Raw genomic sequence first — 20,857 nt, forward strand, 5'->3', positions numbered from 1 at the left:
AGTATTTACAAATGAGAGGCATATGAAACTAGTAAAATTAAAAAAGCTTCCGTGAGGAAGCTGAGTAGTTACGATTTTTTAAAAGCAGCAGGTAATGCGAAGTTTCTTAATTTAGGAAGTAATGTTGGTGCATTGTTAATATTTATGTATGTAGGGCAAGTAAACTATGCGTATGGTTTTATAATGGGGATTGCTCAAATTGCTGGAGGAGTTGTTGGCTCCAAGTTTGCTATAAAAAAAGGAAGCGGGTATGTTCGTGCTCTTTTCATTACAGTAACTTGTTTATTGTTAGCGAAAAATCTTTATGACTATGTGCAGTAAGTAATGTAGAAAAGGTTAACTATGCAGGCTACATAAATATAATAATTCTTTGTAACATGTTTTAGATGCTACCTTATTCGAAGGTAGCATCTAAAAAAAATAAGGTAAGAGGGTGAAAATAATACAAACGAATATTTTCGGGGTATGTTTATGTACTTTAGCGAAATAACTATTCCATATTCTTCTTATAATTAACCCGCAACAACGCCTTAAAATCCACCTCAGCAATCAACACACTTACTAATATAAGTGTCGCGCCTAAGTATCCTTTTCCTGTGAGCGTTTCACCTGTGAAAACGAAAGCGAAGCCTGCGGAAAAGACAGGTTCTAATGAGAAAATAAGCCCTGTATGTGTAGGCGTCGTGTATTGCTGGGCGATTACTTGCACGATGAAAGCGACTGCGGTGCAAAATATGCTTAAGGCTAAGATGATTAGCCATGAGTTGGTTGTGCTAGGAAGTTTTGGCGTTTCGATAATGAATGAAAAAATAAGACTAAATAGGCCGACGAAACCGAGTTGTATGACTCCAAGTGCAATGGAGTTCACATGTTTCGTTACGCTTCCAGTAATGATAACGTGAATGGCATAAAATAAGGCAGACAGTATGCAAAATATATCACCGTTACCGATCTTGAATTCGCTAGTTAATGTTAATAAGCCGATTCCTATTATCGTTAAAAAGATTCCTACTATAACTTTCTTTTCCGGGATGTGTTTTAAAAATATAGCTGATAATATCGGAATGAAAATGACTGTGAGACATAGTAAGAAGCCAGCGTTAGAAACACTCGTATACTTTGTACCGAAAGTCGCGAAAATGTAAACGATAAATAAGACAGAAGCGAGTATAAATGCATATTTTACAGTTTTAAAATCGACTTTGAATAAATGTTTGTAAAATATTAAACCTGATAAAAGAAAGGCAATAATAAATCGTAATGCGATTAAGTTGTATTCTTCTATGCCTTCAAGTCCAACCTTTGTAAGTAAGATGGATGCACCCCAAAAGAAGGTAACTAGTAGTAGCCCTAAATCTGCTTTTAATTGTAGTTTCATTTCTATTCCCTCGTTATGTATAAATTTTACCCCGCATTAACGGGCAGTAAGACTCCCACCTCAAAATTCGGCTGGAGCAAAGAAGTTAGGTGGGAGATCAACTGCCCGTAAATGCCCGATTGGTTCAACTAATAATCAGTGGGGGATGAACAAAACCCCCACTGATTAAAGTTTCACTTTATAATCCCATACCCCTATCCCCATTATTTATTTTAATATTAATTCTGAATATTTGTAACTTAAATTTATCGACGTTTTATTCCATCATAAAGAGGCTGTTTTATAATCCGGTTCCATCGGTTTATAAAACAGCCTCTTTTCATTTAAAAGTTCCGATCTAATAGTAATCCAAGCTGCTCCGCGACAACTTCCGGCGGATCAGGAAGTCCTTTCATAAAGTATGTTTCCACAACTCCTACAATAGCGTAGCCGAAGAATGTGATGATCATGTCTTCACTAAATCCTTTGTTTACACCTTCTTTAACAGCTATGTCATCTTTTATTTGTTCGATGATGTAGTCAAAGAAGTGTTTGCGGAAAGCGGAAGCTCCTTTTCCCGCTAGCATCGTTGAGAAGAAGAAGTAGTGCTGTTCCATGTTTTCGAACCAAGCGATGCATGCTTCTCTAAAGCTTAAATCATGGAGGGGAGCACACAGTGTTTTTAGCGCTTCGATACGTTCTACAACGAGTTTGTCTAGTAAATCATATTTATCGAGGTAATGAAGGTAGAATGTTCTGTTTCCGACGTCTGCAGTGGTACAAATGTCCTTTACTGTAATTTTATCAAATCCTTTTTCGGCCATGAGTTCAATAAAAGCGTTTTTGATTGCTTCTTTTGATTTAATAATCCTTCGATCGACTTTTTCCATTGTGTCACCAAACTTTCTTTATAGTTAATACACAATTTTTATGGATGTGTGTATTAATGCGTGAATTCACTAAAATTGACGTTTGAAAACATCTCTTTTTCATTTTATATTATACACACGGGAGAGATAATACATCAACGTGCATTAATTCTTCCGAGTATCATTTCTTAATGAAAGAGGGGGATGCAGTCACATTTCGTGCTCTAAGTAACTTTCTTCAAAAGAACAAATAACAAAATAATGACAATTTTATATATGAAAAACAACGAGAAAGAGGTCAATTATGAATCCGAAATATAACAACTTATTTGAAGCATTTACATTTAAATCTGGTGTTACTCTGAAAAATAAAGTCGTGATGGCACCGATGACAACTTGGGCTGGTAATGATGATTATACGATTTCAGATGAAGAAGTGACGTATTACAAAAAGAGAGTAAACGGAGTCGGGCTTGTGATTACGGGATGTACACACGTACAGGCGAATGGTATCGGTTTTACAAATGAGTTTGCAGGTTATGATGATGCGTTTATTCCAAGTTTACGTAAGTTAGCGGATGCGGCTAAGAGCGGCGGAGCTCCGGCTATTCTTCAAATTTTCCATGCAGGGAACAAAGCGTTACCTGATTTTACGCCAGGCGGGGATGTAGTGAGTGCAAGTGCTTTAGAAACAGAAGCTTCTCCGTTTGCACCATCTGTATTACCGAGAGAACTTTCGCACGATGAAATTTTAGAAGTGATTCGTGATTTTGGAGAAACGACGCGAAGAGCAATTGAAGCTGGTTTTGACGGCGTTGAAATTCATGGTGCGCACGGATTTTTACTACAAAACTTCTTCTCACCATTCTTTAATAGACGTGAAGATGAGTGGGGCGGTTCTTTAGAAAATCGCTTACGTTTCCCGCTAGCAGTCGTTCGTGAAATTCAAGCTGTTATTAAAAAGCACGCGAAGAAGCCGTTCGCGTTAGGATACAGATTTTCACCTGACGAACCGCAAGAAGGTGCTTTAAGAATGAAAGACACGTATGAGTTAATCAATTATCTGATTGAAGCGGACGTTGACTATGTTCACGCTTCATTAGCGAGCGCTCTTACTGCAAAACCAGTTGATAGTCAGGACGAGAAAACGTACCTTGAGTTAATCGCCAATCATGTAAACGGCAGAATTCCGTTAATGGCCGCTGGTTCTATGGTAACGCCAGATGATGCTTCGTTAGCGCTAGAAAAAGGAATCACGCTTGCGGCAATTGGTCACGGGTTAATTATGAATCCAGACTGGGTAGAGAAAGTGCAGGACGGAAAAGAAGATGAAATTCAAGTATCAATTAAGAAATCAACAGTAAGTGAACTGGAGCTTCCAGAAAAGCTGTGGAATGTTATTGAGGCTTCAGGACCATGGTTTAACATCGAAGATTAATTATGAAAATGTATCAATAAAAAACGACTATGAAATGGAGAGGTTAATATGAAAAAGCAAGTAACGTTTAAAAAATATAATTTGAACATGGCTGGTAATCTTCATGTACCAAACGAAATGGATGATAGCAAGAAGTACCCAGTTCTTATCGTTTTACATCCGGGTGGTGGAGTGAAAGAACAAACAGCGGGTCTTTACGCTCAGAAGTTAGCGGACGAAGGGTATGTCGCGTTAGCATTTGATGCGGCGTATCAAGGGGAAAGTGAAGGGCTACCTCGCTATCTTGATGATCCAACATCTAGAGTAGAAGATGTGCGAGCGGCGGTAGATTACGTAACGACACTTCCTTTCGTTGATCCAGAGCGAATTGGTGTAGTTGGTATTTGCGCTGGTGGTGGTTACGCGATACGTACAGCGCAAACGGAACGTCGTATTAAAGCGGTTGTAGGAATTAGCGCAGCAGATATGGGAAGAACGTTCCGCGAAGGCTGGAATGGTGATGCTCCAATATCGAATGCAATTGAGACGCTTGATGCAGTCGCAAAACAACGTACCGCTGAAGCAAATGGTGCGGATCCGATGTATCTTTCTTACGTACCACATGAAATTGATGAAAATACAGATTCAGAAACAGCTGAAGGATATGAATATTACAGAACAGCTAGAGCGCAGCATCCGAATTCAGTAAATAAACTGCTGTTTTCAAGCTTTGATAAAATTTTAGCGTTTACGGCAATCGATGAAAAAATGAGCTCTTTATTAACACAACCACTTCTATTAGTTGCAGGAAGTAAAGCAGGAACACTTTGGCAAAGTAAAGAAGCATATGAATTAGCGAACGAACCGAAAGAATTAGTTGTTTTGGAAGGTGGATCTCACTTTGATCTGTACGATATTCCTGAGTATGTCGATCAAGCTGTAGTGAAGGCAACGGAGTTTCTTGGAAAACATTTATAATTTGATTCTCACGAGGCAGTAGAAACATTTTCTACTGCCTTATAAAAAATAGGAAAGGGAGTTATGACTATGACGAACGTATTAATTGTTGGGGCAAACGGACAAATTGCGCGTTATGCGATTGATATATTCTTAAATGAAACGCACGTAAAGTTAACATTATATTTACGAAATGCATATCGAGTACAGCAATATGCTTCTGATCGTGTACGTATTGTGGAAGGTGACGTTTTAAATCGTGCAACGTTACAAGAGGCGATGGTAAATCAAGATGTAGTGTATGCTAATTTAGCTGGTGATGATTTAGAAGAGCAGGCAAAAACGGTTGTGAATGTGATGGAAGAGATGGAAGTAAAACGTCTTATTTTTATTAGCTCGCTCGGCATTTATGATGAAGTGCCAGGAGAGTTTGGGAAATGGAATAACCGTACGATTGGTCAATATTTAGGACCGTACCGAAAAGCTGTTGATGTAATCGAGGCTTCAAATCTTGCATACACCGTATTACGACCAGCGTGGTTAACGGATTATGATGAAGTGGAATATGAAATTACAGAAAAAGGTGAGCCGTATAAAGGAACGGAAGTGTCACGTAAAAGTGTTGCGGCTTTCGTTGTGAAGTTGGCACAGTCACCTGATTTACACGTTGGCGGAAACTTAGGTGTAAATAAACCGAATACAGACGGTGATAAACCAGCCTTTTTATCCGGCAGTAATGGGCAGTAAAACTCCCACCTCAAAATTCGGCTGGAACAAAGAAGTTAGGTAGAGTCGAATTTTGAGGTGGGCTAATAATGAGTATAATCCATACCACATTAGAGTTGTAATGACGTATTTTGAGAGTATATGGGCAATAACACTGATGATAAGTAATCAAAGATTACGTACAATCTCCAACCCTGTTCTTGTTAAATTAATCCCTGCTCTACCTCTTTTTATTTGCACATACCCTTTCATTTTCAGGAAGTTCAATCGGTGTCTAACCTGTGCCTCAGTTAATTTCATTTCGACTTCTTGGCTCTTTTCAGAAATAATTCTTCTTCCGATTGCCTTTCCTTTTTCTTCATAATTCATGATGAGCGTAAGGATGAAAAGAGATTCTTGATCAAGAGCGTTTGAACTTGAAGAAAAGGGTGTTATACTCTCGGCTTGGTCGCTATCTATTTTCTTATGTGGAGGCTTTTGAAAATAGTGTTGATTAGGCAAATCATTTTTTGTTATTTGGTTTCCGGTACGTACAGCAAGCATATAATCTATCGTATTTTTAAGTTCTCTTACATTTCCGTACCATGGATATCCTTGCAGTTCTTCAATTAATTCTTGTTCAATTTTAACTTTAGGGTCCGATAGCGCAACAAAATGTTTAGCTAATAATTCAATGTCATTTCGACGAGCTCTTAATTCTGGGAGGTGTATAAAGAGTACTTTAAGCCGATGGTATAAGTCTTCTCTAAACACATTTTCTTGAATCATTTTCAGTAAATCTTTATTGGTTGCTGCAATAATCCGGACGTCTATCGGGATTATTTGGCTTCCACCAACGCGCATAATCTCTTTTTCCTGCAATACTCGAAGTAGTCGTGCTTGAAGTTTCAGGCTAATATCTCCAATCTCATCTAAAAAAATGGTGCCACCATTTGCTTGTTCAAATAATCCCATTTTCCCGCCCTTTTTGGCTCCAGTAAACGCTCCGTCTTCATAACCAAATAATTCACTCTCGACTAAATCATCCGATAAGGCACTGAAGTTAACAGCAAGAAAAGGGCCGCTATTTCGCTTGGAAGCATTGTGAATAGCACTTGCAAACAACTCTTTTCCGGTACCACTTTCACCCTCAATTAATACAGTTAAATCAGTCTTAGCTAATCTTTTGGCAATTTGTTTCGTGTCTTGAATAGTAGAGCTAATCCCAACGATATTATGGAAGTTGTATTTTGCTACATATCCTTTTTTGACAAATTCTTTTCTCAATTTCCGTTCAAATCCGATGGTCTTAAGAGCATTTCTAAAAGTAACAATAATTGATTGATCATTTATATGTAGACGTTCCACTATTACATCCAAGCCGTTTACAACAAATATTCCGCTTTCTTGTTGCTTATTTGAAAGGATGAAGTTTACTAAATCAATGTTATCAATAATGGCATCAATCGGATGACCAATAGCGTTTTTACTTTTTATTTTCAGCATGCTTTCCAGAAATTCATTAAAGACAACAATTCTTCCTTCATAATCAATAGCTAGTATGCCATCACCAACACCATCAATAACTTGATGAAGTTGTCGATGAGCTTTAGCTAGATTCTTTGTTAAATCTACTATTTTTCGATAGTATCTCTCAGAAACGTGGTTACCTGATTCCTCCATTAAATGAAATCGATCTAGAATGGACATGATTGTAGTAATATCTATTAATCTATGACCAATATTAATTACTTTTTCTACAAAGTCAGGGATAATTTCAAGTTCGCCAGGTGTAATTGCAAGCTTGATCATTTGTATATTCGTTTTTCCAGGATAGTATGGGAAATATTCAATGTGGTTTAGCCCTAATTGACGCATAGTTTCAATTGATTCGTATACTGTTTCATGATTATCATTCACATATAGGGCTTGTGTTCCTTCTGGTAAAAATAAAAGCTGGTCCACGTTTTCATAATTTAATGTTCGTTTTGCTATTATTACTTCGCAGTTTTCCCCAATAAAGTCTTTCACCGTTTCTATCGTAAATGTATTAGGTAATACAATTAATGTAGAATGAAATACTTTTGGAATACTTTCTTCTACAGAAAAACTTTCAATATCTATGAGATCACCTACCATCTCCGTTAGTTGTTGATGTAAGGCTTTTCGTGTTTCTTTTAAAACGGTGATCAATACAATGTGGTTGGTTTCAAATTTGTTCATAGAGCACCTCTTAGTTGAATGTAATTGGTCTAAAGTTGGTTATTAATTGGTTATTATGTAACCAATTAATAACCAATTATAATACATTTCAACATAGTAAACACCGATAAAACGACAAAATATTTAAAAGTATGTAAATAATCACTTTAATTTCAATGTTGGCACGATATTTGCTTATATCAATGGTGTGTAAAGAAATAATGAAACGAGTAGAGTAGTAATTTACATATTTAATTCTTTACCACTTGTTAGAAAAGGGAGGTTAAGAGTATACAATTTCAACAGAGAAAGACAACGAAACCATTTAAATTATGAGGTGAGAGAAAATGAAACCACTAATTGGTGTTACTGGGTATTATATTGATCATAGTGAAATAGGAAAGGAGGGCTTACGAGGGCTACCAGGTCAAGATATGGCTATCTTTTCTTATGACTACATTCGTTCAATTCAACGAGCAGGTGCAACGGTTGTTCTACTTCCAATTGAGGAAGTTGATCAAATTGAGTCCACACTTAATCAATTAGATGGATTGTTATTGGCTGGTGGCGCGGACATCAATCCAGTTTATTACGGTGATATTCCAAAATCGTATATAGGTACTGTAGAGGAAGAACGGGATAATTTTGAATTAAATCTGGCAAAGCAGGCTTTAGAAAAAGATATTCCTATTCTAGGAATTTGCCGAGGATTACAGGTGTTAAATGTTGCAGCTGGTGGATCTCTTTATCAAGACTTAGAGCACGAGATGGGGCCAGAATATTTCCATGTTCGAGAACAGTTCCGTAAATGGCAAGGCTCTCATTCTGTAGATCTTCTGGAAGAGGGAAAAATTTATGAGGCTATTGGCCAAAAATCTTTAATGGTTAATTCTTTTCACCATCAAGCAGTGAAAACATTAGGGGAAGATTTTGAGGCGAGCGCATGGTCCTTTGACGGTGTAATAGAGGCTATTGAATCCAAAGCTCATCGTTATGTAGCGGCGGTTCAATGGCATCCAGAAATGATGTCGGAAAAGGATGCTCTACAGCAACGTTTATTTAACCAATTTGTAAATGAAATTAGTAAAAAGGTAGTTAAATCCTAGCGTGTTATAAGTAAAAGAATTGATGGGTAGCTTGGTACGTCATGGTAGTGGGGAAACCAGACTGCCGGCTGCTTGTAAAAGTAATAATCATTGGGGGATGAACGAATCCCCCAATGATTAAAGTTTCACTTTATTGCAAAGGGGATTGGTATATGAGTCAAGTATCAGAGAAGGCAGTTTCATTCGAGCCAGAAGAAAAAAAGGAAAAAAAGGAATGGAAAATAAACGTATTTGCAATGCTACTTGTCTTGTTAGTTATTGCGGCTGTGATTACACATATATTGCCAGCAGGAAAATATGAACAGATTGTAAAAAATGGGTATACAACAGTAGATCCAAATTCATTTAAATGGATTGAATCAACGCCACTTGGATTTTTTGATACGGTAAAATCTATTCCTACAGGGATGGTAGAAGCTGCTAATATTATCTTTTTTATTCTTATTATCGGAGGATTTTTTGGTGTATTAAAGGCATCCGGCACAGTTGAGGCTCTTGTTTCAACGATGGCAAAAAAACTTGCTAACCGTGAAAAGTTAATGATCCCTATTATCATGCTGTTCTTTGCACTTGGTGGGTCATTAATGGGAATGGCTGAGGAAGCTTTAGTGTATGTACCTCTATTTATTCCGCTAGCTCTTGCGGTTGGATTTGATACGATAACAGGAACTGCGATGGTACTAGTAGGAGCGTCCGTTGGATTTACAACGGCAATTATGAATCCGTTTACAGTTGGGCTTGCGCAAGGGATAGCGGGTCTTCCTATGTATTCTGGGATGGGGTTCCGCCTCATTTTATTCGTAGTCATATATGTAATTGCGGTTACATTCGTCTATCGTCATGCTATGAAAGTAAAGAGGGATCCTGCAAGCGGAATTTACGGAAAATTCGATACAAATAAGCAAGACAGCCTACTAACAGCGAAAGTAGAGTTAACAAAAAGACATAAATGGATATTAACGGCCTTTTTAATCAACTATATTATTCTTGTATTCGGTGTTATTAAGTACGAGTGGTATATAAAAGAAATTGCAGCCCTATTTATTATTTTAACTATAATCATTGCAATTCTCGGCAAGATATCTCTTGATGATACTGTAGAATCTTTTACACAAGGATCGGCATCTTTAATCGGTGGCGCTTTAATCATTGGTGTATCACGCGCTATTTTAGTCGTATTGAATCAAGGGCATATTATAGACCCACTACTGTATCAAGTATCGGAAGAAATGAAACATGTGTCTCCTTTTTTAAGTGTTGTTGGAATGTACAACTTCCAAGTAGCGATTCATTTTATTTTAGCATCAGGTAGTGGCCATGCGATGTTGACAATGCCTATCATGGCGCCACTTGCAGATTTATTGGACATTACACGCCAAACAGCCGTATTATCCTTTTCATTTGCGGATGGTATTGGAAATATTATTTTTCCGACAGGTGGTACGCTAATGGCTGGATTAGCAATTGCAGGAATTTCATGGACAAGGTGGGCAAGGTGGATTCTTCCTTTAATTCTAATTGAATACTCAATCGGTTTAATAGCAGTTATAATTGCTCATCTTATTGGTTATGGTCCATCTTAATAAAAGATAGATATGCTTTCACTTATAGAAAGTTCGAATTTGAAGAAAATCGCTAAATAATGGTGATAGAAAAGCCCGGTTTAGAAGGGCTTTTTTTCTATGTAAAATTTCATTTGTTTACATAATATCTTTACAATCATTTGATGAAATATATGTAACTGCATATTGTGAGGGTGGATGGTTATCCCTTCTTTCTATTCGGAAGGAAAGGAGGTGATAATATGGAGTTTTTGATTGATCTTGTAAAAGAGTTTCTGAAAGCGACTGTGCGCGAAGTTTCAGCGTATTTTTTGCGGAAGCAACTTCTGGATAAGGACAACAAAAAAACCACTCCGCGCCGTCACAAGCAAAAGGGTGGGTTCCGCAAAAAGAAATAGCTTATAATAACCACGACCTTAAGCGGTAGCAGTTAGGGAAGAGATGTGAGCGCATCTCTTCTTTTTATTATATGCCATTTTATTTGATGTCATACTTATATAGTATTCTACGGAAAATATATCATATTCCTATTTTATGGTCAATTTGATTGCATGATTGAAAAGGTGTAGTCTTATTCCTCTTCAAATTGAAAAATCTCCCGGTTAATAAGTTGGTGGAGATACCTGTCCATTTCAGCCCCAGAAACGCTTCTTTCATTTTTAAACCACCATGCGCTTAATGAGGTGATTGCTCCTGAATAAAATTCAATGATTAAATCATTTGGCATCGTATGGTTTTTGCAAAGTTGATTTAACGCTTCTATTTCTTGTTTTCTCGTTTCGTGACTTAAATACTGTGTCCGGCTAAGAAATTGTTCATCAGACATTTGCGTCTCTAATATTTTACCGATTTCTTCATGGTGTAGAAATTGTTCCATTACTTGAAATGGTTTACTTAATCGATCTGAAACCGGTATTCCCGCAATCATCTTGCTGTATCGTTTAAATCCAAATGCTAATAAAGCATCTTTATCTGCAAAGTGTTTATAAAAGGTTGTTCGGTGTACCATTGCACGATCACAAATTTGGTTAATCGTGATGGTACTATATTTCTGTTTTGATTGCGTCATTAATTCAAATAAGGAATCCCATAGTAATTTATGTGTACGTCTAATACGTAAATCAAGTGGTTTTTCATTATCATTCATCTACAATTCTCCTTTTTTGTAGATTAAATATACAATGGCTGAAAATTGATTCTCCCTTTTTAATCTACATATGTATATTATATTACATGTGTTCAGGTATATTTAAAGTTTTTTTAGTAAGAAACAGGAGGAGAATTTGTACATGAATATGACAACTAAGAGCCCTACAAGTGGCAAAGTTGATACTTCTAATTTGAAACATACCCCCATTTTAATTGCATTACTTTTAGGGGCAATGGTTGCATTATTAAACGAAACGTTACTTGGTAATGCGTTAACCGTATTAATGAAAGAATTTGACGTAACAGCTTCAACGATTCAATGGCTTTCTACAGCATACATGTTAGTGGTTGGTGTTTTAGTCCCGATTACAGCGTTACTTCAGCAATGGCTCACAACGAGAAAAATGTTTTTGATCGCTATGGTAACGTTTTTAGTAGGTACATTAATTGCGGGATTCGCACCGACATTTTCCGTTTTATTAGTCGGCCGTATCGTCCAAGCTGTAGCGACGGGGTTAATTACACCGTTATTAATGAATACGATTTTAATCATTTGTCCGCCTGAAAAACGTGGTGCCACAATGGGATTAATCGCACTTGTGATGATGGCAGCTCCAGCAATTGGTCCTACATTATCTGGAGTAATTGTTGATTCATTAAATTGGCGCTGGTTATTCTATATCGTTATTCCCATCGTGATCATTTCAATTATGATTGGGATGAAGTACATTCAAAATGTTTCAGAGTTAACAAGGCCAAAAGTAGATTATCCATCTATCCTTTTATCAACATTAGGATTTGGCGGGTTTGTGTATAGCTTTAGTGCATCAGGTGATTTAGGATGGTCCGATGCGAAAGTGTATGGCACTTTACTTGTTGGGCTTATCTCATTATGTATTTTTGTCGTTCGACAATTGAAAATTGAGAATCCGATTTTAGAATTACGAGCATTTAAAGTTCCGATGTTCACAATATCAGTTGGATTAATCGTCATTGTGATGATGTCGCTATTTTCAACGATGACTTTATTACCAATGTTCCTGCAAACAGTATTACTCGTTACAGCTTTTAAATCAGGAATCATCATGCTTCCGGGAAGTATTATTAGCGCCATAATGGGACCAATCGCAGGTAAACTGTTTGATAAATTTAGCCCGAAAGTTATTATCGTTCCCGGTATTGTGTTAGTAGGAATTGCAATGTTCTTATTTAAAGGCATTACGCCTGATACATCAATGGTACAAATTATTGTTATGCATAGCGTATTAATGATTGGACTCATGTTTGTCATGACAGCACAAACATACGGTTTAAATCAATTAACCCCAGATTTATATCCGCACGGAACAGCACTATTTAGTACGTTGCAACAAGTAGCTGGCGCAATTGGTACGGCTATCTTTATTTCAAAAATGTCTTCAGGAACAACTCAGTATATGGAAAGCTCCGCAAATCCAATGGATCCAGTGGAGAAGTTAAACGGTTTAACTTCAGGATTCCAAGGTGCATTTGCACTAGGGTTAATCTTTATTGTTGTTGCTTTTATCGTATCGCTATTCTTAAAAGAAGAGAAAAAGGGAGTAGAGGCAGCGAGGGTTTTACAGAACGAGAATTAAGGTTCAAATAAAAAAGACATCTTTTCTAGGAAAGGTGTCTTTTTTATATTTCTTTCGTAACATTTGTTTTGGATATTTTAATACAGAAGAATGGTCGGTGTAATCTCAATGGAGGACACAATATAATCGTTAGTTTATTTGTATAAATATGGTATGTTCAATGGCTTTCCTTTTTGAGGATGAATAACTATTGGGAATAACGATGTAAAGCTTTGCTAATGACTAAAAGGCCGATAATGAGGGAAAGTATTCTCATTATAAATTCGGCAACTAATAAATTGCCCATAGCTGTCGATCCATCATACATTACTCCTATGATGATAATAGGTGCGATCATAATGATAATTCCAATTCCTATTTGAAGAAGTAAATTCACGTTTTTATTCAAAAAAATCACCTCCGAAAAATATTACAAAACAAGCACGTGGAAATTTCTGTATTATATATTTATTATACTGTATCGAATTAAGGTGATGGTAATGTTTCTAAAATAAAAAGGAGGTGTCACATAGTCAAAAAATGACTCGTGGGACAGCTCCTTTTAAGTAGTAGTAATTAAAGATGCTTCAATAATGTATCGAACTGGGGCGTCACCAATGTAGTTAAAAGGGTAACAGGTTGTTAATGTTGGTTTATCTTTTTCCACAATAACAGTTCGATCTTCTGCGTCTGTTATCCAATGTTTGTTCATCTTACATTTCTTCCGTAACATCATACCTTAGCAACTGCCCCTGATCATAAAACCTCTCAAAAAGAACCCCCATTACATAAAAGAATACTAGCCCGAAACCAATATGAATGAGTGTAAAAGTAGCTCCAAATGAAGAAAATTCATACACGAGAATTGGCAATTTCGCAGTTGTCCAAACGCCTAAGAAAAATACGATGTACCGAATGCTTGCGCCTTTTTGTAAGAGTAGTGCTGCAATTGGGAAGGCAACGTAGAGAGGACCCGCTGCAATGCCGCCTAATAATAAAGAAAATAGGATTCCGTATATGCCGGACTTTTCTCCCATATATTTCATGAGCGGTTCTTTCTTCACCCATTGATCAAGTAATCCTACAAATAGTAGGACAGGGGGGAGTAGAAACAGCATATCTAAAATGCTATTTCCTGTTAATTGTAATGCGCTCCATCCTAAAGATTGATTTATAAAAGTTAATATAAAGAGCCCCAGTAATAAAATGAAAAAGAAGCGATATCTTTTTAGTTCCTTCATACCATCACCACCCAAATGATATAAGAGAATAAGAGGGACATGAGTAATGCAGATGCATTACGTGCGTAAGCAAAGCTTCGCCCGAATATCTTTTGTTCCATCGGTAATGTTGTAAGCCCTACTGACATGAGTGTAGACATAAGTGCCGCAACTTGAGGAAGGCCTGCGCCGTGTTGGACTAATGTATTACCAAGAGGAAATACGACGAAGCTTGGAATAAGTGCAATGGAGCCGAGTATCGCTGAATAAATAATACCTAACAATCCAGATTGCTCCCCAATAATAGAAGAGATGAAAGACGGCGTTAATATAGAAAGCGATAAGCCAACGAAGAGCATGATGGAGAGCATCGCAGGTAGAAGATTGCGAAACATTTTCCACGACTTCATTAGAGCTTCTTTCGTTTTATTGCGGTCTTTCATAAAAGAAATCCCCGTAAGAATAATGGCTAAAGTGTAAAGAATCGCGGCGTTAATCATGATTGGATTCCTTTAAGTCCTCATATTTGTCTAAGAAAAAGGATAAGTTCTTCATTTTTTCTTCAATATCCTTCTGAAAATCTGCCAGTTGTTCTTTTCCGGCAGGCGTAATTTTGTACATCTTTCTTGGCTTGTCTTGATGATCTGTACTTACATAAGATTCAATGGCGCCTTCATTTTCTAATTTTTTTAGTGTGCGATATAAAATGGCACTATCGATTGGATTGACGGGAAGTTCTTCCTCGCACTTTTGCAATAATTGCCCGCCATAGTTATCACCTTCTGCCAAAAATAACAAAAGAAATGCACCTGTATGTCTTCCTGTATGTTTCATGGATATACCTCCTAGAATGAATTAGGATTTATACTGTTAATGACAGTATACTGTTGTTAACAGTATATGGTGCATGAAGTGTTATGTCAATTTTAAAATGTGTAATTCTTCAGAAGAAAAATATAATCGGTTTAATTGTAATTGTTTTCTGATTTTGTTGAGTGACAAAATTAAAGCATGCGGCTTTCTCGTTCAAATGTTTATTGAGTGCCTGGGTTGAAATACAAGTAACAGTGGCTTCATTTAATTTTGTGCAAAGAGTAACTAAAGACTCAGAACTGATTGTTTGTCCTAAAAATACACAGAGTAATAGAAGATTCTGTGCCTGAAATTTTCGTTTTGGTTGAATCATACCTGTTTAATACATAAGTTCCTCGATTGGTGCGTCATTGTTTATAGCCATAAATTAAAACACCCTTTCATACAGTACTGCATGAAAGGGTGCCCTAATTCATTATTTTATTCATTTTCTTAAGTTGATGGCTATGCTCTTATGAGTGCCTACAGTGTTAGTTTTTAAGTTCTAAATTTTTAGAATGAGACATGGAACTTACATGATATTTTTCTCCACCGTATTCTACATCTGCAGAAAAGGTTTTACTCTTATCATCTTTTATATGCCCGTTTATAAAAACGGTTTGAAAATCACTTGGGGCAAATTTATGTCCTGTAATGACTACTTCTAAATTCTCTTTTTCTTTGAAATATTTAATAGTTACTTCTTCGGCATTTTTTACTATTTTTTGTTCTTCTTCTTTCTTATCATCATTCATGTTACACCCTCCTAAAATGATTAATATAAAAATAATACTCAAACTGGAAAAGATTTTTCTCAATTCAATTCCCTCCATTAATGGTATCCTATATTTAGAATATATTAAATCTTCTGGGAGGGGAAATGTTTTGAGCAAAAATGATGAAGTTTTAGACTCGAGTTATTATCAAATGGCCAGAGCTGCTTATAAGAGTGATAAAGATTTAGAAGGAGTTTTTAGTGTTAAAGACCCTGAAGGAAATACTATGCAATTATGGGATAGAGGAAAAACTTTTCATGATAAACAAACAGGAATGGATGCTGTAGTGTTTGAAAGAGTAGTAGATGGAAAAACACAAGTAATGGTATCCTTCCGTGGTACAGAAGGAGGTGAAATTTTTGAAAAGGATTCTTTAAAACCTGGAGAAGGGATGAAGGATGCTTTAACAGATGGTAAGTTTTTTATTAGGAGAGACGGTGTTCATGACCCAGCACCAGCCCCAAAGGCAGGAGAAAGAGGGGAAGATCCAAGACGCTATTGGAACGAAGAGAACGGACAATGGGAATACCACAGTCAATTTGAACAAGCTGAAAAAGTAATGAAACAAATCAAAGAAGATTATGCGAAAAAAGATGTAGAATTGTATGTTACAGGTCATTCTTTAGGCGGTGCTTTATCTGAGTATGTTGCAGCGTTTGATGAGAGTATAAGGTGTTTGACATGGAATGCACCGAGTGCGAAACACTTACTTCCCCCAGAGTTACAGGAACGAGCTAATAACGGGGAATTTACAGGTAGGATTGTTACAATTGTTCATGGATCAGATACTATTGGGTATGGTCCCTTTGGTCCTTATGATAGCCATATTGGTTCTACATATGCTGTTACACCACCCGCTTCAAAAGAAGCAATTTCTAAATTACCATTAGAACTAAGGATAGCGTTTGAAGCGAATCGATTTTTAGATTCTATAAAAGATAAACCTGGATACCATTATCAAAATGATAAATATTTCCCGATGGGAAAGGATGGTAATTTGGCAAGCCCTTATCTTTTGAATGTAGATACAGGTGAAAGAGTATATGATTCACCTGGTAAGTTATTAGGTAGCGGAGAAATTCGTGTAGTTGTAGGGAATCTAGAACAAGCTGTAAGAGATATGAAGCGAAATGCACAAGAATTTCAAGATAAGGTACCGAGATTAATTTCAAATATGATGGCTTTATTAGAAACAGCTGAAAGTAAACGTTTAGAAGCCAAGATAACCGATATACGTGCCCATGTAGAACATTTAAGTTTTTGGTATATACGTACAGCAACGGAAATCTCTGATTTTATTGAGAAGAAAGCTGATGATTATAAAAAGACAGATGAAAATTATTAAGGGGATAGTATTATGCCACAAATTTATATAAATGAAGAAGCTTTAAATCAGGCCCTACAGCAATTGGAGAATATGATTCAAGATTTAAATCATAACAAAAGTGTAGTAAGTAATGTTCATAACTTACTTCTATCAAGTTGGTCGCAACTTGGAGTAGGAAAGAAGGCAATTAGTGACTTAGAAAACTTCAGGAAAGATATTGGTACAAAGATGGAAGAATTAAAGTCTGACAAACAAGAATTAAAAAGTGCGATTGACTTATTTAAGGCATTAGATCAAAGTTATGATTATATGGGACCTAAATATTAAAAAACACTCACTAGGAGTGTTTTTTTGTATTTAAATCTATATTTTGTGGAATTGATGGAGCTATTAGATCAAAAAAGAGACGCTGTAATTAAAGTTTCTTTACAATAAGTGTACTCTTACAGTTTAAGCATACTATTTCTTTTTGTTTGAGGACAAGGTGCTTCCTATTACAAGTTGGGCAAATAATACCAACAGGGGGTTAAACTTACTGTATTATATTCATGACTCTAAAGCCCTGTTGTTTAAGGGAAATTCATATAAAGGAGACGTAGTAATCAATTCAAGGGTATTATGACGGATTATATATGTAAACTCGGTGCAGCTAGAGGAGGAATTAATTATTATAAGAAAAAAAGACACTCTCAAGAGTGCCTTCCTTTAGCAGCCGAATCCGCCGCCCCAACAACTAGCTCCTACGATGATTAATAAGATAAAGAGCACAACAAGTAAAGCAAATCCGCCGCCGAAACCACAGCCTCCACCACAACTACCGCCATATCCCATATTAACTCCTCCTTCCATAAAGACCATTTAATTAATGGATTTAATTTACTTTATGTTTTTACGGATAAACTTGAGCAGGTCCTTTTGAAAAATAAAAGATACTTAGATTTTATAAGAATTGACGACCTTATTTTGTCACGGGTATTATGCTGATGACATATTGTATTTTATTCTGTGTATTGGGGGAAGGAGGATCTTTATGGCCAATTCTGAAATGATTTTACGATTACTTACGGATTTAAAGATTGAACAGCAAGCTTTAAAAGAGCAGTTGGAAAAAATACAAACTGCTGTGACTACTCTTGAAGAAAAATCAGCGATTGTGGAAGAGAAACCAACGACTATTGAAGAAAAACCAGCTGTTGCTGCTGCAAAGCAAAGAGCTCATTCTGGACACCCAACATCTTTTCGTGCTTGGAGAGCATCTGCTCAAAGGAATTCATAAAAATATAAGAAAAGAAGACATCTAGTAAGATGTCTTCTTTTACTTGTACAATCCAAATGATTTAAGAAGGTATATCCATATTGCTTTAAAAATAAGAAGAAAATAACGATTGTCGACTCCTGTTTTAGTATAGCATGTAATAGTAAATATTTTTATGTAATGTTGCATATATATGAATTATATGATGTTAAGTTGTATATATTTTAGTTGTCCGGTGCGGAAAACAGAACTTAACGCTTCACCAGCTTTATTATTGGCTGAAATGGAAGAGCAAAATACAAATAAGTGTGTAGATTCAGCGTTACTTGACGTTTACTTAAATAGAAGGTAGCAAAGTTAGCTTAGGGAAAAAAGATTAATATATGTACATCAATAATATCTCTAATTATAATTAAGATAAAAGTATTCGTAGCATATGGGGGTATAACAACCAGTGAATAAAAAGGCAACAATTAAAATAGGGGCATTGTTTACAATTTTATTAATGGTATTTGTTTTTTATGGGTATAAGAGTTTAAATAGTTTTTTAGTCTGGAATGAACTCGGTGATGTACAGCTGATTTCAAGCGATAAAGAGGTTAAAAACGGTATATACTTTGTAAGGGGAGAGGTATATTCTGAACATGTAACAGGGGATGAAACGCTACTTGCTGATGGGTATGCGGTAGTGAATCGAATTCAAAAGAAAAAAACGACATATTATACACAGACTTCTGCACCAAATCGTTCGTTATGGAGTAACGGCCAAGTAACAGCTTTTTATAATGAACCAATACATATTGGAAATAAAGAATTAAAATTAATAAATAAAGAAAATGTGTCTCTTGAAACTCCATTTATGGAATTAAATAGTCAGAATGTAATTTCAACAAGAATAAATGATATTCAGGTGAATACTACAAAGTTAGCAGATGGAAGAAAAAGTTTTTATTCATTTAGAGCAGTAGAAAATAAAGAAAATGTAGTTGTACTTGGATCAGTAGAGGGAAAGGTAATAAAAGAATTACCTAGTAGATACGGAAAATTTGTTTATATGGGAAATACTAAGGAGCAAATTATAGATAGCTTAAAGAATGGTAATAACAAAAATTGGATATATTTCGTTGTGCTTCTTATACTAACTAGTATTAGTGGATTTGTATTTTATATGTATGGGAAAGGAAAATGGACAAAAGATGTTTTTGTTTTTACATTTTTCGGACGGAAGATAAATTAAAGAGGATGCATCTTTGCATCCTCTTTAAAAATTCATATGAGTTCTTTTCGTAAGGAAAGTTCTTCTTCATTCTCATATCCAGTAAATAAAATTTCTTCAATTTGTATATAATCAAAAAAAACATTATAATCTTTTGAAAGGTTACCATAAGGGTAAAGGCAACCAACATAATCCCAAATTTTTTTTTCGTTAGATTGTTGTTGTTTTCTTCCATAAATCATAACCTTTTGTTCTAGTCCATAAATTGTAATAACAGTTCCAATTGGAAGGAATTCTTTTGTATTCTCCATGACATATCTCCCTTAGTATTTTTTACGAATTTCATATTTTTTATAAATAAATGCAATTACTTTATAAAGAATAAACCAAATGATAAGGAATAAAATTAATACAAAAGCTATATTTTTAATTTTTGAACCAATATTTAAATTAGATAAAAATGAAATAGAAATGATATTGATTATACAAATTAATGTTCCAAAACCGATAAAAAATTTTTTTATAGTCTCAAATGACATTGTGAAAGTACCCCTTTTTTACATTAATTGTGTTTATTTACGCCTAACTTAAATCCTAATCCAAAAGGACCTACACCTAGGCTTCCGTGTGCTTCTCCGCCGGAACTGCTTACTTTTCCTCCAGCTGCGATACCTAAACTACCGTAAGAGGCATCACCACCAATTTGCTCTCCTGCCAGGAGTTTAGAGGGTATTGAGTCAAAATTTTTGGGGATTTCTCCAGTTACTTCATATGTTAAGGTATCTCCATACAATCCACTTTCTATATAATCTTTACTAGTTTTTAATAGATTAGAACTCTCTTCAAATATATAACTTTCATCTGTATTCCTAAATTTTTCGGCAATTTGCGCAAGCTTTTTTTCAATATATTCTAGCTTGTCTACGTATGTATCAAGTATGCCTCTTGAAAGGTTGAAAGCTATAAAAAAGTGTTGCGATGATAATCCATACCAACTGTTATATAGCATATCAATATCTTTTTTGAGATTCTCATGTTTCATTTTTGCCTCTATGCCTGCATGGTGAAAATTTTTTGAAATTCTTTCAAGTTCTTCAGGCGGAACTTTTATTTCATTTAGTAACATGTTTAATCCTCCCTTGATAGAAAAATAATAACATAATCAATTTTCAGAATCTATATATTGTTATGATATTGATTTTTGAATAAAATAAGGGTAACTACTCAGCTTTTTCAGACAAAAAAGCAGGCCAAATACATGTTTCCGATTTGAAAACATGAAAAAAAATACT

The 20,857-nt window shown here is 35.7% G+C and carries 24 protein-coding genes and 2 pseudogenes; 12 read left to right on the forward strand and 14 right to left on the reverse strand.

Annotation, left to right across the window (positions count from 1 at the left end):
- Window positions 1-69 precede the first annotated feature (69 nt).
- Window positions 70-321, forward strand: a pseudogene (locus JDS99_RS27485) (TSUP family transporter); the annotation flags it as partial.
- Window positions 322-490: 169 nt separating this feature from the next.
- On the opposite strand, the gene JDS99_RS27490 reads toward JDS99_RS27485, so the two are convergent.
- Both JDS99_RS27490 and JDS99_RS27495 read right to left on the reverse strand, forming a co-directional pair.
- Window positions 491-1,378: a DMT family transporter gene (locus JDS99_RS27490; RefSeq protein WP_199696103.1), complete on the reverse strand. Its 888-nt coding sequence runs from the start codon at window positions 1,376-1,378 to the stop codon at window positions 491-493.
- 323 nt (window positions 1,379-1,701) lie between these two features.
- The gene (locus tag JDS99_RS27495) at window positions 1,702-2,247 is read right to left on the reverse strand and encodes a TetR/AcrR family transcriptional regulator (RefSeq protein ID WP_199696104.1); all 546 of its coding nucleotides are present in this window, start codon (window positions 2,245-2,247) and stop codon (window positions 1,702-1,704) included.
- Window positions 2,248-2,530: 283 nt separating this feature from the next.
- Here JDS99_RS27495 and JDS99_RS27500 point away from each other — a divergent pair, with 283 nt between their 5' ends.
- The 3 genes from JDS99_RS27500 to JDS99_RS27510 all read left to right on the forward strand — a co-directional run bounded on the left by JDS99_RS27500 (window position 2,531) and on the right by JDS99_RS27510 (window position 5,347).
- Window positions 2,531-3,664 carry an NADH-dependent flavin oxidoreductase gene (locus tag JDS99_RS27500; RefSeq protein WP_199696105.1) on the forward strand — a complete coding sequence of 378 codons (1,134 nt, stop codon included), beginning with the start codon at window positions 2,531-2,533 and terminating at the stop codon, window positions 3,662-3,664.
- A gap of 48 nt (window positions 3,665-3,712) precedes the next feature.
- Window positions 3,713-4,621 carry an alpha/beta hydrolase gene (locus JDS99_RS27505; protein WP_199696106.1) on the forward strand — a complete coding sequence of 303 codons (909 nt, stop codon included), beginning with the start codon at window positions 3,713-3,715 and terminating at the stop codon, window positions 4,619-4,621.
- A 69-nt stretch (window positions 4,622-4,690) separates the two neighbouring features.
- Window positions 4,691-5,347, forward strand: a complete 657-nt coding sequence (locus JDS99_RS27510; protein ID WP_199696107.1) for an SDR family oxidoreductase — start codon at window positions 4,691-4,693, stop codon at window positions 5,345-5,347.
- Between the two features lie 147 nt (window positions 5,348-5,494).
- Here the strand turns inward: JDS99_RS27510 and JDS99_RS27515 are convergent, their stop codons facing one another.
- The gene (locus tag JDS99_RS27515; RefSeq protein ID WP_199696108.1) at window positions 5,495-7,528 is read right to left on the reverse strand and encodes a sigma 54-interacting transcriptional regulator; all 2,034 of its coding nucleotides are present in this window, start codon (window positions 7,526-7,528) and stop codon (window positions 5,495-5,497) included.
- Between the two features lie 326 nt (window positions 7,529-7,854).
- On the opposite strand from JDS99_RS27515, the gene JDS99_RS27520 reads away from it, so the two are divergent.
- The 3 genes from JDS99_RS27520 to JDS99_RS27530 all read left to right on the forward strand — a co-directional run bounded on the left by JDS99_RS27520 (window position 7,855) and on the right by JDS99_RS27530 (window position 10,573).
- The gene (locus JDS99_RS27520; RefSeq protein WP_199696109.1) at window positions 7,855-8,613 is read left to right on the forward strand and encodes a gamma-glutamyl-gamma-aminobutyrate hydrolase family protein; all 759 of its coding nucleotides are present in this window, start codon (window positions 7,855-7,857) and stop codon (window positions 8,611-8,613) included.
- A gap of 152 nt (window positions 8,614-8,765) precedes the next feature.
- Window positions 8,766-10,196, forward strand: coding sequence for a YfcC family protein (locus JDS99_RS27525; RefSeq protein ID WP_199696110.1), 1,431 nt, complete (start codon window positions 8,766-8,768; stop codon window positions 10,194-10,196).
- Between the two features lie 221 nt (window positions 10,197-10,417).
- Window positions 10,418-10,573 (forward strand): hypothetical protein, encoded by a 156-nt coding sequence (locus JDS99_RS27530; RefSeq protein WP_098123565.1) that lies wholly within the window; start codon window positions 10,418-10,420, stop codon window positions 10,571-10,573.
- 173 nt (window positions 10,574-10,746) lie between these two features.
- On the opposite strand, the gene JDS99_RS27535 is transcribed toward JDS99_RS27530, so the two are convergent.
- A complete protein-coding gene (locus JDS99_RS27535) occupies window positions 10,747-11,322 on the reverse strand; it encodes a TetR/AcrR family transcriptional regulator (RefSeq protein ID WP_199696111.1) in 576 nt (191 codons plus the stop codon).
- Between the two features lie 142 nt (window positions 11,323-11,464).
- Here JDS99_RS27535 and JDS99_RS27540 point away from each other — a divergent pair, with 142 nt between their 5' ends.
- On the forward strand, window positions 11,465-12,940 hold the full coding sequence (locus JDS99_RS27540; protein ID WP_199696112.1) for an MDR family MFS transporter: 1,476 nt from the start codon (window positions 11,465-11,467) through the stop codon (window positions 12,938-12,940).
- Window positions 12,941-13,127: 187 nt separating this feature from the next.
- Here the strand turns inward: JDS99_RS27540 and JDS99_RS27545 are convergent, their stop codons facing one another.
- The 6 genes and pseudogenes from JDS99_RS27545 to JDS99_RS27570 form a co-directional block, all read right to left on the reverse strand.
- Window positions 13,128-13,328, reverse strand: a complete 201-nt coding sequence (locus JDS99_RS27545; protein WP_199696120.1) for a hypothetical protein — start codon at window positions 13,326-13,328, stop codon at window positions 13,128-13,130.
- A gap of 153 nt (window positions 13,329-13,481) precedes the next feature.
- Window positions 13,482-13,634: pseudogene (locus tag JDS99_RS27550) on the reverse strand (class D sortase); the annotation flags it as partial.
- A complete protein-coding gene (locus JDS99_RS27555; protein WP_199696113.1) occupies window positions 13,633-14,160 on the reverse strand; it encodes a permease in 528 nt (175 codons plus the stop codon). The gene JDS99_RS27555 and the pseudogene JDS99_RS27550, both read right to left, overlap by 2 nt.
- Window positions 14,157-14,639 carry a hypothetical protein gene (locus JDS99_RS27560; protein ID WP_199696114.1) on the reverse strand — a complete coding sequence of 161 codons (483 nt, stop codon included), beginning with the start codon at window positions 14,637-14,639 and terminating at the stop codon, window positions 14,157-14,159. Before JDS99_RS27560 ends, JDS99_RS27555 begins: the two co-directional genes overlap by 4 nt.
- Window positions 14,632-14,973, reverse strand: a complete 342-nt coding sequence (locus JDS99_RS27565) for a PadR family transcriptional regulator (RefSeq protein ID WP_088608497.1) — start codon at window positions 14,971-14,973, stop codon at window positions 14,632-14,634. Before JDS99_RS27565 ends, JDS99_RS27560 begins: the two co-directional genes overlap by 8 nt.
- Window positions 14,974-15,482: 509 nt before the next feature.
- Window positions 15,483-15,746: a hypothetical protein gene (locus JDS99_RS27570; RefSeq protein WP_345943237.1), complete on the reverse strand. Its 264-nt coding sequence runs from the start codon at window positions 15,744-15,746 to the stop codon at window positions 15,483-15,485.
- Window positions 15,747-15,876: 130 nt separating this feature from the next.
- Between JDS99_RS27570 and JDS99_RS27575 the strand changes: the two genes are divergently transcribed.
- Both JDS99_RS27575 and JDS99_RS27580 read left to right on the forward strand, forming a co-directional pair.
- Window positions 15,877-17,112: a lipase family protein gene (locus JDS99_RS27575; protein ID WP_097890626.1), complete on the forward strand. Its 1,236-nt coding sequence runs from the start codon at window positions 15,877-15,879 to the stop codon at window positions 17,110-17,112.
- Window positions 17,113-17,124: 12 nt separating this feature from the next.
- Window positions 17,125-17,421: a hypothetical protein gene (locus JDS99_RS27580; RefSeq protein ID WP_001135691.1), complete on the forward strand. Its 297-nt coding sequence runs from the start codon at window positions 17,125-17,127 to the stop codon at window positions 17,419-17,421.
- A gap of 378 nt (window positions 17,422-17,799) precedes the next feature.
- On the opposite strand, the gene JDS99_RS27585 is transcribed toward JDS99_RS27580, so the two are convergent.
- Entirely contained in the window at window positions 17,800-17,925 is a 126-nt protein-coding gene (locus JDS99_RS27585; protein ID WP_000540377.1) for a YjcZ family sporulation protein, read from the reverse strand.
- A gap of 199 nt (window positions 17,926-18,124) precedes the next feature.
- On the opposite strand from JDS99_RS27585, the gene JDS99_RS27590 reads away from it, so the two are divergent.
- Entirely contained in the window at window positions 18,125-18,370 is a 246-nt protein-coding gene (locus JDS99_RS27590) for a hypothetical protein (protein WP_046957167.1), read from the forward strand.
- 433 nt (window positions 18,371-18,803) lie between these two features.
- Complete coding sequence (locus JDS99_RS27595; RefSeq protein WP_199696116.1) at window positions 18,804-19,586, forward strand: hypothetical protein; 783 nt, start codon at window positions 18,804-18,806, stop codon at window positions 19,584-19,586.
- Between the two features lie 32 nt (window positions 19,587-19,618).
- On the opposite strand, the gene JDS99_RS27600 is transcribed toward JDS99_RS27595, so the two are convergent.
- Genes JDS99_RS27600 through JDS99_RS27610 form a run of 3 tightly spaced genes read right to left on the reverse strand, consistent with a single transcriptional unit; the run spans window position 19,619 to window position 20,691 of the window.
- A complete protein-coding gene (locus tag JDS99_RS27600; RefSeq protein ID WP_199696117.1) occupies window positions 19,619-19,876 on the reverse strand; it encodes a DUF4176 domain-containing protein in 258 nt (85 codons plus the stop codon).
- Window positions 19,877-19,888: 12 nt separating this feature from the next.
- Window positions 19,889-20,104 carry a hypothetical protein gene (locus tag JDS99_RS27605; protein ID WP_199696118.1) on the reverse strand — a complete coding sequence of 72 codons (216 nt, stop codon included), beginning with the start codon at window positions 20,102-20,104 and terminating at the stop codon, window positions 19,889-19,891.
- 23 nt (window positions 20,105-20,127) lie between these two features.
- Complete coding sequence (locus JDS99_RS27610) at window positions 20,128-20,691, reverse strand: WXG100 family type VII secretion target (RefSeq protein WP_199696119.1); 564 nt, start codon at window positions 20,689-20,691, stop codon at window positions 20,128-20,130.
- Window positions 20,692-20,857: the final 166 nt, after the last annotated feature.

It is taken from the genome of Bacillus cereus group sp. N6 (assembly GCF_016483705.1).
Lineage (GTDB): Bacteria > Bacillota > Bacilli > Bacillales > Bacillaceae_G > Bacillus_A > Bacillus_A wiedmannii.

Bases quoted from the DNA above. Each gene is read 5' to 3' on its own strand.
- JDS99_RS27540 (WP_199696112.1), top strand. From the start codon at position 11,465: ATGAATATGACAACTAAGAGCCCTACAAGTGGCAAAGTTGATACTTCT.
- JDS99_RS27505 (WP_199696106.1), top strand. From the start codon at position 3,713: ATGAAAAAGCAAGTAACGTTTAAAAAATATAATTTGAACATGGCTGGT.
- JDS99_RS27510 (WP_199696107.1), top strand. From the start codon at position 4,691: ATGACGAACGTATTAATTGTTGGGGCAAACGGACAAATTGCGCGTTAT.
- JDS99_RS27560 (WP_199696114.1), bottom strand. From the start codon at position 14,639: ATGATTAACGCCGCGATTCTTTACACTTTAGCCATTATTCTTACGGGG.
- JDS99_RS27555 (WP_199696113.1), bottom strand. From the start codon at position 14,160: ATGAAGGAACTAAAAAGATATCGCTTCTTTTTCATTTTATTACTGGGG.
- JDS99_RS27530 (WP_098123565.1), top strand. From the start codon at position 10,418: ATGGAGTTTTTGATTGATCTTGTAAAAGAGTTTCTGAAAGCGACTGTG.
- JDS99_RS27565 (WP_088608497.1), bottom strand. From the start codon at position 14,973: ATGAAACATACAGGAAGACATACAGGTGCATTTCTTTTGTTATTTTTG.
- JDS99_RS27585 (WP_000540377.1), bottom strand. From the start codon at position 17,925: ATGGGATATGGCGGTAGTTGTGGTGGAGGCTGTGGTTTCGGCGGCGGA.
- JDS99_RS27525 (WP_199696110.1), top strand. From the start codon at position 8,766: ATGAGTCAAGTATCAGAGAAGGCAGTTTCATTCGAGCCAGAAGAAAAA.
- JDS99_RS27590 (WP_046957167.1), top strand. From the start codon at position 18,125: ATGGCCAATTCTGAAATGATTTTACGATTACTTACGGATTTAAAGATT.
- JDS99_RS27580 (WP_001135691.1), top strand. From the start codon at position 17,125: ATGCCACAAATTTATATAAATGAAGAAGCTTTAAATCAGGCCCTACAG.
- JDS99_RS27605 (WP_199696118.1), bottom strand. From the start codon at position 20,104: ATGTCATTTGAGACTATAAAAAAATTTTTTATCGGTTTTGGAACATTA.
- JDS99_RS27535 (WP_199696111.1), bottom strand. From the start codon at position 11,322: ATGAATGATAATGAAAAACCACTTGATTTACGTATTAGACGTACACAT.
- JDS99_RS27600 (WP_199696117.1), bottom strand. From the start codon at position 19,876: ATGGAGAATACAAAAGAATTCCTTCCAATTGGAACTGTTATTACAATT.
- JDS99_RS27610 (WP_199696119.1), bottom strand. From the start codon at position 20,691: ATGTTACTAAATGAAATAAAAGTTCCGCCTGAAGAACTTGAAAGAATT.
- JDS99_RS27490 (WP_199696103.1), bottom strand. From the start codon at position 1,378: ATGAAACTACAATTAAAAGCAGATTTAGGGCTACTACTAGTTACCTTC.
- JDS99_RS27515 (WP_199696108.1), bottom strand. From the start codon at position 7,528: ATGAACAAATTTGAAACCAACCACATTGTATTGATCACCGTTTTAAAA.
- JDS99_RS27520 (WP_199696109.1), top strand. From the start codon at position 7,855: ATGAAACCACTAATTGGTGTTACTGGGTATTATATTGATCATAGTGAA.
- JDS99_RS27500 (WP_199696105.1), top strand. From the start codon at position 2,531: ATGAATCCGAAATATAACAACTTATTTGAAGCATTTACATTTAAATCT.
- JDS99_RS27495 (WP_199696104.1), bottom strand. From the start codon at position 2,247: ATGGAAAAAGTCGATCGAAGGATTATTAAATCAAAAGAAGCAATCAAA.
- JDS99_RS27570 (WP_345943237.1), bottom strand. From the start codon at position 15,746: ATGAATGATGATAAGAAAGAAGAAGAACAAAAAATAGTAAAAAATGCC.